Below are 14,622 nucleotides of genomic sequence, written 5' to 3' on the forward strand. Positions count from 1 at the left end.
CCTGCCATCCGGTGACCCCCGGAACAACGAACCCCGGCCGCACGTTCTCCAACCATTGACCCGGCCGCGAGGACCCCGGCCCGGGACATTCGAACTCCGGGAGACACCCATGGCAGAGCGAAGCCTGCGCGGCAGCCGGCTCGGCGCCCTCAGCATGGAGACGGACGCGAACGTCGTCCCCTCCGACCGCAACATCACGACCTACCTGTGCCCCAACGGCCACACCATCGAGCTCCCCTTCTCCGTCGAGGCCGACGTGCCGCCGACGTGGGAGTGCCGGTGCGGCGCCGAGGCCAAGCTCCAGGGGGGTGGCCCTGAGCCCGAGGCCAAGCCCGTCAAGCCGCAGCGCACCCACTGGGACATGCTGCTCGAGCGTCGCTCCATCCCCGAGCTCGAGGAGCTGCTCGAGGAGCGCCTGACGCTGCTGCGCCAGTCGCGCGGCGAGAAGACCTCGCGCAAGACGGCCTGAGCCGTCCACCCCACGCCGGAGCCCCGGTCACCGAGCAGGTGACCGGGGCTCCGTCGTGCGTGGCGCCGGACGTCGTGGGACGCCGGGTCAGCCGACGATCTGTCCCTGGACGACGTCGGGCGGGCCCTCCCCCGGGCGCCGCGGACCGCCGAAGGGCGCGAGCAGCCGCCGGGCGACCACCGCCTCGAGCCACACCCGGGCCAGCGGACGCGTCCACGGCAGGAGCACGAGCGCCCCGAGCAGGTCGGTGAGGAAGCCCGGGACGAGCAGCAGGACGCCCCCGACGAGCACGAGCACGCCGTCGGCGAGCTCGCGGGCCGGCATCCGGCCGCTGCGCAGGGCGTCGCGCAGGGCCGCCCAGGCGCGGGAGCCCTCCCGGCGGATGACCCACGCACCGAGCACGGAGGTGAGCAGGAGGAGCAGGACGGTGGGCCAGCCGCCGATCGCGTCGCCGACGAGGACGACGGTCGAGATCTCGAGCAGCGGGACGAGCACGAGGACGACGACGAGCAGGCGGCGCACCAGCCGTCCACGCCGGCCTCGGCCGGCGTAGGGGGTGGCACCGGGGTGGTTCACAGCTCGTGCCAACGCTCCGGGCGGCGCGCCAGTTCCCGGGCCTGGCGGGCCCGGTGCCGCACGCCCCAGCCGGTGATCCGCCGCAGCGACTCCGTCATGATGTCGCGGCTCATCTTCGAGGCGCCGACCTCGCGCTCGACGAAGGTGATGGGGACCTCGACGACCCGCAGGCCGGCGCGCACGGCGCGCCAGGTGAGGTCGGTCTGGAAGCAGTAGCCCTGCGAGGCGACGTCGTCCAGCCCCATGACGTGCAGGGCGTCGGCCCGGTAGACGCGGAAGCCGGCCGTCGCGTCGTTGACGGGCATCCCGAGGAGGACCTTGACGTAGAGGTTGCCGCCGACCGAGAGGGCCTTGCGGTGCAGCGGCCAGTTGACGACCTTGCCGCCGGGGACCCAGCGCGAGCCGATGACGGCGTCGGCGTCCGCGGCCGCGGCGAGCAGCGACGGGAGGTGCTCGGGGCGGTGGGAGCCGTCGGCGTCCATCTCGACGACGGCGTCGTAGCCGCGCTCGAGGGCCCAGCGGAAGCCGTCGAGGTAGGCGGCGCCCAGGCCCTCCTTGCCCGCGCGGTGCAGGACGTGCACCTGCGGGTCGGCGGCGGCCAGCTCGTCGGCGACCTGGCCGGTGCCGTCGGGCGAGGCGTCGTCGAGGACGACGACGTCGGCCGTCGGGACGGCGGTCCGGACGCCGTGGACGGCGGTGGGGAGGTTCTCGCGCTCGTTGTACGTGGGGACGAGCACGGCGACACGCGTGATCGGCGGGCGGGGACTCTCAGGCAACGGGGTGTTCCTCGGGTGGGCTGGACTCTGCCGTCACCCTAACGCGCCGGCCCACCCGCACCGACGACAGGACGAGCAGGGCCAGCAGCGCGCTCGCGAGCAGCACCGGGGCCTCCCCCACCCGGTCGGCCGGCGTCGTCTCCGTCCGCACGACGACGGGTTCGGCGGCCTGTGCGGCGGTGAAGAGCCCGGTCTCGGCGGAGACGCTGCCGTCGGGTGCGACGAACCCGGACACGCCGACCGTGGAGACGTGGACGACGCTGCGGCCGTGCTCGATGGCCCGGATGCGGGAGATCGCGAACTGCTGCTCGCTCTCGGCGGTGTAGCCGAAGGTCGCGTTGTTCGTCTGGACGACGAGCACCGAGGGCGTGGTGCCGGCCGCCGCGACGCTGTCGCGCATCAGGCCGTCGTAGGCGACCTCGAAGCAGATGGTCGGCAGGGCCACGTACGCGCCGCCCGCCGCCGGCACCCGGAAGACGCCGATCGTGTCGCCGGCGACGAAGTTGCCGGCGAGGTTGGCCATCGGGGTGAACATCGCGAAGAACTCGCGGTGCGGGATGTACTCGGCGAACGGCACCGGGTGCAGCTTCGTGTAGCGCTGCGGCTGACCGGAGCCGGTGTAGAAGAGCGAGACGTTGGAGTTGGCCCCGACCGGCTCGGCGAGCACGGCGCCGATCATGAGCGGGACGCCGACCTCGGCCTGCGACGCGCGGATCTCGGCGTCGGCGTCGGCGTTGCGGAACGGGTCGATGTCCGAGGCGTTCTCGGGCCAGACGACGAGGCTGAGGTCCTCCGGGGCCTTCTTCGCGAGCTCGAAGGTGCCCTTGACGTGGTTGTCGAGCACGGCCCGCCGCTGGGCGTTGAACTCCAGCCCCGCCGTGGGGACGTTGCCCTGGACGAAGCCGATCGTCTCGGGGCGGCCGTCGGTTGGCAGGGGCAGCAGTCCGGCGGCGAGCGGGGCGACGGCGACGAGGAGCCCCGCGACGACGCGGCCCGGCCGGCGTCCGACGAGGCCCCACCCGAGGGCCAGGAGGCCGGTGCCGACGACGGCCACGGCGAAGGTGACCCCGGGGGCCCCGAGCCAGCGGGCGACGTGCGCCAGCGGGCTGTCGGCCTGGCTGAAGGCCAGTCGCGCCCACGGGAACCCGCCGTACGGAGTGGTGGAGCGCGCCCACTCCTGGGCCACCCAGGCGAGCGGGACGAGGAGCAGCGCCGCGCGTCGGTGCCCGGCAGCGACCAGGCGTCGCCCGGCGTACCCGACGACGGCGCCCATCATGGCGAGGTAGAGCGCCTCGAGGGTCGCGAGGGCGAACCAGGGCAGCCTGCCCACGTACACCCCGGACCACGAGAGGGTCGGGACGAAGAACGCCAGGCCGGCGACGAGGCCGAGGAGGAACCCGCGCGCGGCGCCGGCCACGAGGACGACGGCCCCGAGCAGCGCCACGCCGACCGGGGCGAGCCACCACAGGTCGTGCGTGGGGAAGGCGAGCCAGAGCGCGAGGCCGGCGAGGACGGCACCGACGAGGGCGGCCGGCAGCCGGAGCGGGGTGGGCACCGGCCCACGGTAGGTCACCCGGCTGGGGGGACCACGACCACCCCGCGGGCGGTCGTGGCGAGCACCGGCGGGTCGAGGACGTCGGCCGCCGACTCCCCGCGCTCCGGGGCGCCACGGCCGACGACGCGGACCTCGAACTCCATCTCGCGCGAGCGGCTGCCGACCCGGACGATCCGGGCCTCGATCTCGATGACGTCGCCGGCCCGCACCGGCGCGCGGAACTGCACGTCGGAGTAGGAGGCGAAGAGTCCCTCGTCGCCGTCGGTGACGATGCACATCTCGGTGGCGACGTCGCCGAACGCGGCGAGGCTGTACGCGCCGTCGACGAGGTTGCCGGCGTAGTGCGCGTGCGAGTACGGGACGTAGCGGCGGTGGGTGACGGTGCGGCCGACCTCGGCTCGGGTCATCGCTGCTCTCCTCGGGGGTCGGTGCTCGTGCGGGGGGCGACGAGCTCGTGGACGAGGTAGGACGCCACCTCGCCGGGGGTGGTGCCGCGGCCGAAGACGCGGTCGACACCGAGCGTCGAGGCCGAGCCCTCCTCGAAGCGCGGGCCGCCGACGACGAGCAGCGGCACCTCCCCGGCGGGGAACGCCTCGCGGAAGGCGGCCGACATCGTCGTCGTGTTGTGGATGTGGGCGTCCTTCTGGGTGACGACCTGCGAGACGAGGACCGCGTCGGCGCCGACCTCGCGGGCGCTCGCCACGAGCTCCGGCACGAGGACCTGCGCGCCGAGGTTGACGACCTTCATCTCGCGGTAGTACTCCAGGCCCTTCTCACCGGCGAAGCCCTTGATGTTGAGGATGGCGTCGATGCCGACCGTGTGCGCGTCGGTGCCGATGCACGCGCCGACGACGACGAGCTTGCGCCCCAGGTGGCTCCGGATCGCCTGGTTGACCTCGGACGAGCCGAGCAGCGGGAACTCGCGCTCGACGACCTGGACCTCGCGCAGGTCGACGAGGTGGGTGACCGAGCCGTAGACGACGAAGAACGTGAAGTGCGGTCCCATCGCCTTGGCGTGCACGAGCAGCGCCGGGCTCATGCCCATCTTCGCGGCGAGCTGGAGGGCGGCCCCCTCGGCGCGCTTGTCGTGCGGCAGCGGCAGGGTGAAGGAGACCTGCACCATCCCGTCGCCGGTCGTGTCGCCGTAGGGGCGCACGAGGGGGCCGGGCGTGGCCGGGGTGGGGGTCGCGCTCATCGGGTGGCCCCTTCCTCGAGGAGGGCGGTCGCGGGGTTGTCGTAGCCGTCGGCCTTGACGAAGACGCCGTCGAGGCCCTTGCCCTTGGTCGGCGGCCGCTTCATCGCCCCGAACGTGCCGTCGGTGATCGCGGCGAGCAGCGGCTGCGGGTACTGCGTGCCGCGGGTGCTCGTGTCGGTGACGATCGTGTCGAGCAGGTCGACCGCCTCCGAGAGCACCTGGCGGGCGCGGGTCTGGATGAATCCGTCGCGCGGCGGGTGGAAGTCCTCGGTGAGGCCGCCGGCCGCGTCCATGACGTAGCGGACGTTCTGGAGGGCGAGGTCGCGGTCGGAGAGCCACGGCGTGACGACGGCCTCGGTCATCATCCCGACGAGGAGGATGCCCTGCCCGGTCATCGCGCCGACGAGGTTGAAGAACCCGTCGAGGAGGTAGCCGCGGAAGACGTCACCGGTCATGTGCTTCGTCGGCGGCATCCACTTCAGGGGCGCGTCCGGGAAGAGCTGACGGGCGAGCAGGGCGTGGGCCAGCTCCATCCGGAAGCTGTCGGGGATGTCGGGGTTGATCTCGAACGCGTGCCCGAGGCCGAGCTGCCAGTCCTCGAGGCCCGCCTCCTTGGCGAAGTACTCGTTGAGCAGCTGGCTGACCGTGACGGTGTGCGCGGCCTCGACGGCGTCGGCGGTCGTCAGGTAGTTGTCCTCGCCGGTGTTGATGATGATGCCGGCGCGCGCGTGGACCTGGCGGCTGAAGCGTTGGTCGACGAAGGTGCGGATCGGGTTGATGTCGCGGAAGAGGATCCCGTACATCGAGTCGTTGAGCATCATGTCGAGCCGCTCGAGCCCGGCGAGGGCGGCGATCTCGGGCATGCAGAGGCCGCTGGCGTAGTTGGTCAGGCGGACGTACCGGCCGAGCTCGCGGCTGCTCTCGTCGAGGGCGGCGCGCATCAGGCGGAAGTTCTCCTGCGTCGCGTAGGTGCCGGCGTACCCCTCGCGCGTCGCGCCCTCGGGGACGAAGTCGAGGAGGCTCTGCCCGGTGGAGCGGATGACCGCGATGATGTCGGCGCCCTCGCGGGCGGCGGCCTGCGCCTGCGGGATGTCCTCGTGGATGTCGCCGGTCGCCACGATCAGGTAGACCCACGGGGTGCGCGGTGCGTCACCGACCTTGGCGATCATCCGCTCCCGGGCGCGGCGCTGGGAGTCGACCGTGCGGACGCCCTTCGCGACGGCGCTGCGGGCGGCCTTGCGCGAGCCGGTGAGGTCACGCCCCTCAGGGAGGCGGAACGACACTCCCCCGCTGCTCGCCTTCTGGGCGAGCGTCAGCAGGTCCGGGGCCTCGCCGCGGCGCAGGGCGTCCCAGACCGGGGTGGTGACGCCGTGCTCGAGCCCGACCTCGCCGCGCACCGCGTCGACGAGGTGGTTGACCCACGGCGTGCCCTCGTGGTCGGCACCGGAGAGACCGGCCAGGCGCAGCGTGGCGCGCTCGACGGAGACGGTCGTGTGGGCTCGGGCGAGGTCGACGACGGGCTTGCCGGCGCGCCGTGCGAGGCTGCGGGCCTTGCGGACGACGGCGGGGTCGAGGTCGAGCAGGGCAGGACGACGCGAAGACACGGCGTCAATCTAGCAATTCGGCCGCAGAACTTGTAGCGGATCCGGCCGCGCGCCGCAGATCCTCGCGGCGCGACCCGGGCACGAGAACTCGATGGAAGCGCGCGTCCCCGTCTGGTTCGATCGAGGGATGAGCGACGACCCCGGCCTGCCCCCGGTCCGCCCGCGCCGGGACGGGGACCTCGTGCTCCGCCCGGCCGTCGAGGCGGACGTCGCGGCCGTCATGGCGTGGCGCAACCACCCCGACGTCGCCCGGTGGCTGCTGCGCACGACGATGACCGAGGCCGAGATGCTCGAGCGCCTCCGGGATCGACCGGAGTGGACCCTGCCGCTCGCCGTCGAGCACGAGGGGCGCGTCGTGGGGACCGCGTTCGTCGACGTCCTCGACGGCATGGGCCAGGACGGCGGCACCGAGCACCTGCGCTCCGAGGGGCTGGTGGGGTACCTCTTCGACCCCGCGGTGCACGGGCGCGGCTTCGCGAGCCGCACGCTGGTGCTGCTCCTGGAGATCGCGTTCGAGGACCTGCGGCTGCGGCGGGTGACGGCCGGCTGCTTCGCGGACAACATCGGTTCGTGGAAGGTCATGGAGAAGGCGGGGATGCGGCGCGAGCAGCACGGCGTCCGCGACTCCTGGCACGCCGAGCTCGGGTGGGTCGACGGCCTGACCTACGCCCTGCTGCGCGAGGAGTGGATGGAACGAGAAGCGCGCTGAACGTCGTTGAGGGCCGCTCGGAACCGGCTGTCGTGGGCGGATGTTCGTTGTCCACAGATGCCTACTAGCGCTTGTCCGTCGAACACGCGTTCGGTACACTGAGGCATGGACACCGAGACCCTCGCCCGCCGCATCGCGGGGCTGCGCGAGGAGTGCGCGCGGCTGGGTCGTGAGCTGGCGGAGTCGGGTCAGTCGCTGTCGGAGGACGAGGCGTTCGAGCTGGCGGGGCAGCTGCAGGGTGTGGTCAACGCGGCCGAGGGCGCGACGGCGGTGGCGGGGGCCTGGGGTGCGCGGTTCGAGCTGACCCTGCTGGGGACCGAGCGCATCCACCCGCTGGGGTACATGGACCAGATGGCCTCGACGCAGATGGCGCTGGCGACCGGGCTGACCGAGGGCCTGGCCTCGCGGAAGGTCTCCCTCGGGGCGGCGCTGGGTGGGTGCTTCCCGCGGCTGCTGGAGCTGCTGCTGGCCGGTGAGGTCCCGGCGGCGTCGGCGCACAAGGTCATCGACGCGTGCGCCGGTCTGGACGCCGAGGCCTGCGGGCAGGTGGAGGCGGCGCTGGCGCCCCGGCTGGGATCGATGGACCCGGCGCGGGTCGCGGGTGAGGCGCGGCGGGTCGCGACGCGGGTGGCGGCCGACCAGGTCGCGGCGCACGCGGCGCGGACGCGCAAGGGGCGGCGGGTGGAGCTGTGCCCGGGTGAGGACGGGCTGACGGACTGGTTCGCGTCCGTGCCGACGGCGACGTCCTCGGCGATGTGGGCGGCGGTGGAGGAGCTGGCCGGGGACTACCGGCAGAGCGACGAGGCGCTGTCGGTGCCGGAGTCGCGGGCGGACGCGCTGGCCGACCTCGTGCTGCGCAACGTGAAGGTCAGCGCGCAGGTCACGCTCGGGGTGCCGGTGGTGAGCGACCGGCCGGCGCCCGAGGAGCAGTGTGGGACGAGGTTCCGGGTGGAGTGGGACGACGACGAGACGGTCATCGACGCGGTGACCGGACTGGAGACGCGCTACGGGGACCTGGACGCGGCCAGCCGGGAAGCGCTGTCGTGGCTGGAGGAGCCGGCCGAGCTGGACGGCGACCTCGCCTACACGCAAGCGGTCGTGTCGCCCGGGTACGCGGTGTCCGGGACTCAGCTGCCCGGCCTGGGCTGGGTCGACCCCGCCACCCTCGCGAACCTGCTGAAGCTGCTGCCGTTCGAGGTCGCCCGTGCGGTGCTCGAGGCCGAGACCGGCACCCTGGCCTCGCTCACGACTGCCGCGTACAGGCCACCGAAGGCGATCAGCGAGTTCGTCAAGACGAGGGACGGGACGTGCCGGATGTGGGGCTGCACCCGACCGGCCGCTAGCTGCGACCTCGACCACGTCCGGCCTTGGCCTGTTGGTGCGACCAGCCCGACCGGGTTGGAGGACCTCTGCCGGCGCCACCACCGCTTCAAGCAGCAGGGCCGGTGGCGACTCCACCTCGACCCTGACGGCACCGTCACCTGGCACGGCCCCGACGGCGCCAACCGCACCACCGAACCCCAGCACCGCGTGCAGCGCTGACGCGCGGAGGGATGCTGGAGAGCGGCGACGTCAGGGCTCCTCGGGGAGGTCGAACGGCACGTCGCCCGAGCCGTCGTCGAACACCTCGCTCGAGGGGACGCCCGGGTGGACCTCGGTAGAGCGGGAGGCGATGTTCGAGAACACGACGAGCGCGATGATGGCGATGACGACGAACAGCACGATGCCGACCGGGCTCGTCGGCAGGCTGCTCCCCGAGCGTTGCGCCCGGTGGTGGCGCATCTGCTGCTCGTGCATCCACAGCGGCGACTCAGCGCCGTGCATCCCCGGGATCCCGTGGTCGTGCACCCCGTGAGTCCCGTGCATCCCGTGGTGGTCGATGCCCCCGGCGGGACCGGGGTCGAAGGAGGGACTCCCGGAGTCGAAGCCGCCTCCGCCGAACGAGCCGGAGTCGAAGCCTCCCCCGCTCGACCCGGAGTCGAACCCGCCGCTCGCGCCGCCGTCGCTCATGACTGCCTCCCCGCTGCCGTGGTGTGGTCCTCGTGCCGTGGACGCACGCGGTGGCCGAAGCGTTGCACGGCGCCAGCCTGCGCGCGACGGGAACCGACCGGACGCGCCGACCGACGTGGGGGTCAGGCCGAGGCGTCGTGGAGGACGACCCCGTCACGCACGGTGAGCAGGCACTCCGGCAGCGGCGCACCGCCACCGAGCGTGGGCAGGTCGTCAGCGGCGTAGGCCGGGACCGAGAAGACCGCGAACGAGGCCGCCGCTCCGACCGCGAGGACGCCACCCTCCCGCCCGGCGAGGTCGTGGCCGCCGACGGTGTGGGCCGCGAGCGCGGTCGCCGTGTCGATGCGCTCGGCGGTGTCGCGGTGCTCGACCGCGGCCCGGACGGCGACCCACGGGGCGAAGGGCGTGACCGGGGAGTCGGCGCCGAACGCCAGGCGAACCCCCGCCCGGCCGAACGACGCGAACGGGTTGGTCGCCACCCCGCGCTCGGCGCCGAGGCGCGCGGCGTACATCCCCTCGCGCCCACCCCAGTACGCGTCGAAGGCCGGCTGCACGCTGGCGGCGATCCCCAGCCGGGCCATCGTCGCGATGCCGTCGGCGTCGACCATCTCGGCGTGCTCGAGGCGAGGTCGCGAGGCGCGTACGGTCTCCTCCCCCACCAGCTCGGCGGCCTTCACGTACCCCTCGAGGACGAGGTCGAGACCGGCGTCGCCGATGACGTGGAAACCGCTCTGCACCCCGGCGGCGGCGCACGCCGCCACGTGGTCGCGGACCCCGGCCGCGTCGCGGTACGCCGTCCCGCGGCAGCCGTGCTCGTCGAGGTAGTCGTCGCGCAGCAGCGCCGTGTGCGACCCGATGGACCCGTCGATGTTGAGGTCGCCCCCGAGCCCGACGGCTCCGTGCAGCCCGGCCAGCGCACGGGCCTGGCCCGGCTCGGTGACGGCCTCGGCCCAGTAGCCGACGGTCTCGGGCAGGTCGGCCCGGCGGCCGAGGTCGAGGACGTCGGCGAAGTCCTCGGCGGAGGTGAGCAGCGGTCCGCCGCACTCGTGCACGGACACGATTCCGAGGGATGCCGCCGTCCGCAGGGCCACCTCGATGTCCTCGCGCCGGTCGGCGTGGCTGCGGGAGGCGTCGAAGGCGGACCTGGCGGCGTTCTTCGCGTCCCGCACGACGAAACCGCTCGCCGACCAGCCGTCGAGGGCGTCGGCCCCGGAGAGGGCCACGAGCGCGGTCGAGACGACCGCCGAGTGGCCGTCGATGCGCGAGGCGTACACCACCCCTCCCCCGGTGGCACGGTCCAGCTCGAGGGCCGTCATCGCCCGCTCGCGGGTCCAGTCCTGCTCCTGCCAGCCGTGCGCGAAGACCGGCGCGCCGGGGAGCTCGCGGGCCGCCGCGGCGACGAGGTCGAGCGCCTCGGTGACGGTGCGCGTCCCGGACAGGTTCACCCCGCGCATCCCGAGTCCGGTGTGCGACACGTGCGCGTGCGCGTCGACGAACCCGGGCAGGACGAGCGACCCGCCGAGGTCGACGACGGCGTCCACCGCGTCGGCGTGCCGGTCAGCCCCGGCCTCGTCGCCGAGCCAGGCCACGCGTCCGTCGTCGCCGACGACGAGCGCCGTGCACGCCGGGTGCTCGGGGGTGCGGACACGGGCGTTGCGGTACAGGGTCGTCGGCACGGCGCCACTCTAGGATCCCGGACGCTGGCGCCGGGCCGGGGACGGGGCCACGATGGTGTCGTGCCTTCCCGAACGCCCTCCGGTCCGTCAACAAGCACGTGACCAACCGGCTGACGGTGCACCTGGTCGGTCGTGGCTCCTTCGCCGAGGTCGAGCACGTCGGGCGGCGGTCGGGACGGACGGACCGGAACCCGGTCAACGCGTTCCGCGACGGTGACCACGTGACGTTCGCGGCCGGAGCGTCCTGACCCTCGGTCCGCCGCACGACCTCGACCCGGCCGAGGGCCTGCGGCGGATGCCCGCCCCGGCCCGCGTGGTGCTGCGCCTGGCGTCGGTCGACGGGTTCGTCGAGATGCCGGTGCTGCGCGAGCAGCCCGCCGGCTAGCCCTCCGCGGCCAGGCGCGACTCGAACAGGCCGCGCACCGCCGGGTCGCGCCGCACGATGTCGACGGCGAGGTCGGCGTGTCCCGGGACGTAGCCGTTGCCGACGAGCATCCGCACGTCGGCGGCGAGCCCCTCGGCCCCGAGCGCCGCGGCGGCGAAGCTGGTGGCCATCGAGAAGTAGATGATCGTGCCGCCCTGCGCGGTCGCGAGGACGGCGGGCTGCTCGCAGCCGGGCACGTCGACGCAGACCACGGTGACGTCGGCCGGTCCCCCGGCGGCGGCGACGGCCTCCGAGAGCCCCAGCGGGGAGCGGGCGTCCGCGACGACGACCTCGTCGGCGAGGCCGGTCGGCCGCAGCAGTTCGGCCTCGGCCTGCGTCGGCACGACCCCGATGCGACGGCCGGCGCCGGCGTCGCGCGCGGCGGCCAGCGAGAGCGAACCGGACTTGCCCGCGCCGAGCACCGCGACCGTCGGGGCGCTCCCCCGCGCCAGGTGCTCCGCGACGACCCGGGCGACGAGCGCCGGGGCGCCACAGACGTCCATGACCATGAGGGCGAGCTCGGGCGAGAGGTCCTCGGGCAGGCGCGCGGCGATCGAGCGACCGAAGAGCACGGCCGTCCCGGCCGCGGGCACGCGCTCGGAGCGGCCGTCCCAGCGCTCGAGTCCGTCGGTGACGACGAGCGGGGTCAGCGACAGGGAGACCAGGGTCGCGACCCGGTCCCCCACCGCCAGCCCGAGCGGCGACTCGGGGCCGACCTCCGCCACCGTGCCGACGAGCATCCCGCCGGACCCCGTCACCGGGTTCTGCATCTTGCCGCGCTCCCCGACGATGGCGAGCACCTCGGCGCGGACGGCCTCGCCGTCGCCTCCGTGCTTCTCGGTCAGCTGCCGGAAGGAGGCCGCGTCGAGGTTGAGCGTCTCGACGTCGATGCGCACCTCGTCCGGCCACAGCTCGGGGCCGGCGTCGAGCACGCGCGCCGCCTGCGGCAGCGACGCACCGGCGGGTTCGAGCACGCGGTGGAGGCCGACGGGTGAGCTGGGGGTCGTCCGCACAAGAATCTCCTCGATATCCGACACGCAGCCGCATTTCTTACGGTGAGCGCGTGCAAGGGGCGCCATCCGTCCCGTATCCTGCCACGCATGGCGACGAGCATCGAGCAGCCCTACGCGTACCGGCGACGCGAGCTGGTGGAGCCGGACTGGACCCGCCTCCCCGGCTGGCGGGACGTCACCCGCCAGGAGTGGGAGAGCGCGCAGTGGCAGCGGTCCCACTGTGTGAAGAACGTCGGGCAGCTGCGCGCCGTCATGGGCGACCTGCTCGAGGAGCGCTTCTACGCCGACGTCGACCGGGACCAGGCCGAGCGGGCGACGATGTCGATGCTCGTCCCGCCGCAGATGCTCAACACGATGGTCGCCTCGACCGACGGCCCGATGCCGTCGGCCGGCGCCGCGTTCACCGAGGCGTTCTACGCCGACCCGGTGCGCCGCTACATGCTGCCGGTGTTCTCCGACCGGCGCACCGACTGGGCGAGCCACCCGTTCGCGACGCGCGACAGCCTCCACGAGCACGACATGTGGGCGGTCGAGGGCCTGACCCACCGCTACCCGACCAAGGTGCTCGCCGAGATGCTGCCGACGTGCCCGCAGTACTGCGGCCACTGCACGCGGATGGACCTCGTCGGCAACTCCACCCCGCAGTTCACCAAGCTCAAGCTCGCGGGCAAGCCGGTCGACCGCTACGCCGCGATGCTCGACTACCTCCAGCGCACCCCCGGTGTCCGGGACGTCGTCGTCTCCGGCGGCGACGTCGCGAACATGCCGTGGAAGAACCTCGAGGGCTTCCTCGACAAGCTCCTCGACGTCGAGAACATCCGCGACATCCGGCTCGCGACCAAGGCGCTCATGGGCCTGCCGCAGCACTGGCTCCAGCCCGACGTCGTCGAGGGTGTCGCCCGGGTCAGCGCCAAGGCCCGCTCGCGCGGTGTCTCGCTGGCCATCCACACGCACGTCAACAACGCCGAGTCCGTGACGCCGCTCGTCGCGCAGGCCGCGAAGGCGATGCTCGAGGCCGGGGTGCGCGACGTGCGCAACCAGGGCGTGCTCATGCGGGGCGTCAACGACTCCTCCGAGCAGCTCCTCGACCTCTGCTTCGCCCTCCAGGACGAGGCGAGCATCACGCCGTACTACTTCTACATGTGCGACATGATCCCGTTCGCCGAGCACTGGCGGCTCTCGCTGGCCGAGGCCCAGCACCTCCAGCACTCGATCATGGGCTACCTGCCCGGGTTCGCGACGCCGCGCATCGTCTGCGACGTGCCGTTCGTCGGCAAGCGCTGGGTGCACCAGGTCGACAGCTACGACACCGAGAAGGGGATGTCGTTCTGGCGCAAGAACTACCGCACCTCGATCGAGGGTGACGACGCCGAGGCGCTCTCGCGCGAGTACGTCTACTACGACCCGATCTACACCCTCCCCGAGTCCGGCCAGGAGTGGTGGCGCGCCAACACCGACGTCGAGGCCGTGCACGAGCAGGCCGTCGCCGGCGCCGGCGCGTCCCGCGCCGCGTCGGTCGCCGACCTCGTCTGAACCGCCGGCCCTAGGCTCGGCGGCATGGTCCGCCGCGCACCGTCCGGGACGCCCGCCACCGTGGCCCTCACGGCGGCGGGCGTCGCGTTCACCCAGCACGCCTACGCGCACGACCCGGCCGCGCCCTCCTACGGGCTCGAGGCGGCGCACGTCCTCGGGCTGCCCGCCGAGCAGGTGTTCAAGACCCTCCTCGTCGACACCGGAGCCGGGCTCGCCGTCGGCGTCGTCCCGGTCGCCGGGCAGCTCGACCTCAAGGCGATGGCGAGCGCGCTCGGGGTCAAGCGCGTGACGATGGCCGACCCGGCGGACGCCGAGCGGTCGACCGGCTACGTCGTGGGAGGCATCTCGCCGGTCGGCCAGAAGCGCGCCCTGCCCACCGTCGTCGACGAGTCCGCGGAGCTGTTCGACGTCGTCTACGTCTCCGGCGGGCGCCGCGGCCTCGACCTCGGGGTCGCGCCGGCCGACCTCGTCCGGGTCACCGGCGCGACCCTCGCGGACATCGGGCGCTAGTCGCGCCGCCGCGGGCGCGCGCGCACGTGCATCCGCTCCCCCTGCGGCCCCATGATGCTCAGCAGCTCGACCGGGTGGTCGTCGGCGCAGCCGAACCAGTGCGGGGTGCGCGTGTCGAACTCGGCGACCTCGCCGACGCCGAGGACGACGTCGTGCTCGGCGAGCACGAGGCGCAGCCGGCCGTCGAGGACGTAGATCCAGTCGTAGCCCTCATGGCTGCGCGGGTCGGGCTCGCGCCCGTCCGGGCGCAGCACCATCTTGAACGCTCGTGGGCCGCCGACCCGCTCGGTGAGCGGGACGACCTGCGCGTACGGGTGCTCCACCGGCTGCAGGTGCACGCGGGGGTCGCCGGTGCGGGGCGCGTCGACGAGCTCGTCGAGGGTCACCCGGTAGACGCGCGCCAGCCCGACGAGCAGCTCCAGCGTCGCCCGCCGCGAGCCGGACTCGAGCCGGGACAGGGTGCTGACCGAGATGCCGGTGCCGGCCGAGACCTCGGCGAGGGTCATGTGCCGTCGGGTGCGGACCTCGCGCAGGCGCTGCCCCACGGCGGTCGGGTCGAGGTTTGCCACTCC

General features: G+C 73.6%; 15 protein-coding genes. 5 read left to right on the plus strand and 10 right to left on the minus strand.

The window, feature by feature from the left end:
* The first annotated feature begins 109 nt into the window (after window positions 1–109).
* The gene (locus tag IG69_RS0115970) at window positions 110–469 is read left to right on the plus strand and encodes an RNA polymerase-binding protein RbpA (RefSeq protein ID WP_030529172.1); all 360 of its coding nucleotides are present in this window, start codon (window positions 110–112) and stop codon (window positions 467–469) included.
* Window positions 470–556: 87 nt separating this feature from the next.
* Here the strand turns inward: IG69_RS0115970 and IG69_RS0115975 are convergent, their stop codons facing one another.
* Genes IG69_RS0115975 through kamD form a run of 6 tightly spaced genes read right to left on the minus strand, consistent with a single transcriptional unit; the run spans window position 557 to window position 6,175 of the window.
* Window positions 557–991 carry an FxsA family protein gene (locus IG69_RS0115975; RefSeq protein ID WP_245616173.1) on the minus strand — a complete coding sequence of 145 codons (435 nt, stop codon included), beginning with the start codon at window positions 989–991 and terminating at the stop codon, window positions 557–559.
* A gap of 50 nt (window positions 992–1,041) precedes the next feature.
* Window positions 1,042–1,821: a polyprenol monophosphomannose synthase gene (locus IG69_RS0115980; RefSeq protein WP_030529174.1), complete on the minus strand. Its 780-nt coding sequence runs from the start codon at window positions 1,819–1,821 to the stop codon at window positions 1,042–1,044.
* Window positions 1,814–3,376 carry an apolipoprotein N-acyltransferase gene (lnt, locus tag IG69_RS0115985; RefSeq protein WP_036830367.1) on the minus strand — a complete coding sequence of 521 codons (1,563 nt, stop codon included), beginning with the start codon at window positions 3,374–3,376 and terminating at the stop codon, window positions 1,814–1,816. Before lnt ends, IG69_RS0115980 begins: the two co-directional genes overlap by 8 nt.
* Window positions 3,377–3,390: 14 nt before the next feature.
* Entirely contained in the window at window positions 3,391–3,783 is a 393-nt protein-coding gene (gene kal, locus IG69_RS0115990) for a 3-aminobutyryl-CoA ammonia lyase (RefSeq protein ID WP_030529176.1), read from the minus strand.
* Window positions 3,780–4,571, minus strand: a complete 792-nt coding sequence (gene kamE / locus IG69_RS0115995; RefSeq protein WP_051750646.1) for a lysine 5,6-aminomutase subunit beta — start codon at window positions 4,569–4,571, stop codon at window positions 3,780–3,782. Before kamE ends, kal begins: the two co-directional genes overlap by 4 nt.
* Window positions 4,568–6,175, minus strand: coding sequence for a lysine 5,6-aminomutase subunit alpha (gene kamD, locus IG69_RS0116000; protein WP_030529178.1), 1,608 nt, complete (start codon window positions 6,173–6,175; stop codon window positions 4,568–4,570). The genes kamE and kamD overlap by 4 nt, the downstream gene beginning before the upstream one ends.
* Window positions 6,176–6,302: 127 nt before the next feature.
* Between kamD and IG69_RS0116005 the strand changes: the two genes are divergently transcribed.
* Both IG69_RS0116005 and IG69_RS0116010 read left to right on the plus strand, forming a co-directional pair.
* Window positions 6,303–6,884, plus strand: a complete 582-nt coding sequence (locus IG69_RS0116005; protein ID WP_051750647.1) for a GNAT family N-acetyltransferase — start codon at window positions 6,303–6,305, stop codon at window positions 6,882–6,884.
* Window positions 6,885–6,989: 105 nt separating this feature from the next.
* Window positions 6,990–8,426 carry an HNH endonuclease gene (locus IG69_RS0116010; RefSeq protein WP_030529180.1) on the plus strand — a complete coding sequence of 479 codons (1,437 nt, stop codon included), beginning with the start codon at window positions 6,990–6,992 and terminating at the stop codon, window positions 8,424–8,426.
* 30 nt (window positions 8,427–8,456) lie between these two features.
* On the opposite strand, the gene IG69_RS0116015 is transcribed toward IG69_RS0116010, so the two are convergent.
* The 3 genes from IG69_RS0116015 to kdd all read right to left on the minus strand — a co-directional run bounded on the left by IG69_RS0116015 (window position 8,457) and on the right by kdd (window position 12,007).
* A complete protein-coding gene (locus tag IG69_RS0116015; protein WP_030529181.1) occupies window positions 8,457–8,894 on the minus strand; it encodes a hypothetical protein in 438 nt (145 codons plus the stop codon).
* Window positions 8,895–9,016: 122 nt separating this feature from the next.
* Entirely contained in the window at window positions 9,017–10,570 is a 1,554-nt protein-coding gene (locus IG69_RS0116020; protein WP_030529182.1) for an amidohydrolase, read from the minus strand.
* A 381-nt stretch (window positions 10,571–10,951) separates the two neighbouring features.
* A complete protein-coding gene (gene kdd, locus IG69_RS0116035) occupies window positions 10,952–12,007 on the minus strand; it encodes an L-erythro-3,5-diaminohexanoate dehydrogenase (protein WP_030529183.1) in 1,056 nt (351 codons plus the stop codon).
* A gap of 87 nt (window positions 12,008–12,094) precedes the next feature.
* Here kdd and IG69_RS0116040 point away from each other — a divergent pair, with 87 nt between their 5' ends.
* Window positions 12,095–13,540: a KamA family radical SAM protein gene (locus tag IG69_RS0116040; protein ID WP_030529184.1), complete on the plus strand. Its 1,446-nt coding sequence runs from the start codon at window positions 12,095–12,097 to the stop codon at window positions 13,538–13,540.
* Between the two features lie 24 nt (window positions 13,541–13,564).
* On the plus strand, window positions 13,565–14,050 hold the full coding sequence (gene ybaK, locus IG69_RS0116045) for a Cys-tRNA(Pro) deacylase (protein WP_030529185.1): 486 nt from the start codon (window positions 13,565–13,567) through the stop codon (window positions 14,048–14,050).
* Here the strand turns inward: ybaK and IG69_RS0116050 are convergent.
* Window positions 14,047–14,619 (minus strand): helix-turn-helix domain-containing protein, encoded by a 573-nt coding sequence (locus IG69_RS0116050; protein WP_030529186.1) that lies wholly within the window; start codon window positions 14,617–14,619, stop codon window positions 14,047–14,049. The two genes, ybaK and IG69_RS0116050, sit on opposite strands and share 4 nt — an antisense overlap.
* Window positions 14,620–14,622: the final 3 nt, after the last annotated feature.

This window comes from Phycicoccus jejuensis (assembly GCF_000720925.1).
Taxonomy (GTDB): Bacteria; Actinomycetota; Actinomycetes; order Actinomycetales; family Dermatophilaceae; genus Phycicoccus; species Phycicoccus jejuensis.

Excerpts from the sequence above, each read along its gene's own strand:
- IG69_RS0115970 (WP_030529172.1), top strand. The coding sequence starts at position 110 with ATGGCAGAGCGAAGCCTGCGCGGCAGCCGGCTCGGCGCCCTCAGCATG.
- kal (WP_030529176.1), bottom strand. The coding sequence starts at position 3,783 with ATGACCCGAGCCGAGGTCGGCCGCACCGTCACCCACCGCCGCTACGTC.
- kamE (WP_051750646.1), bottom strand. The coding sequence starts at position 4,571 with ATGAGCGCGACCCCCACCCCGGCCACGCCCGGCCCCCTCGTGCGCCCC.
- IG69_RS0116005 (WP_051750647.1), top strand. The coding sequence starts at position 6,303 with ATGAGCGACGACCCCGGCCTGCCCCCGGTCCGCCCGCGCCGGGACGGG.
- IG69_RS0116010 (WP_030529180.1), top strand. The coding sequence starts at position 6,990 with ATGGACACCGAGACCCTCGCCCGCCGCATCGCGGGGCTGCGCGAGGAG.
- IG69_RS0116015 (WP_030529181.1), bottom strand. The coding sequence starts at position 8,894 with ATGAGCGACGGCGGCGCGAGCGGCGGGTTCGACTCCGGGTCGAGCGGG.
- IG69_RS0116040 (WP_030529184.1), top strand. The coding sequence starts at position 12,095 with ATGGCGACGAGCATCGAGCAGCCCTACGCGTACCGGCGACGCGAGCTG.
- ybaK (WP_030529185.1), top strand. The coding sequence starts at position 13,565 with ATGGTCCGCCGCGCACCGTCCGGGACGCCCGCCACCGTGGCCCTCACG.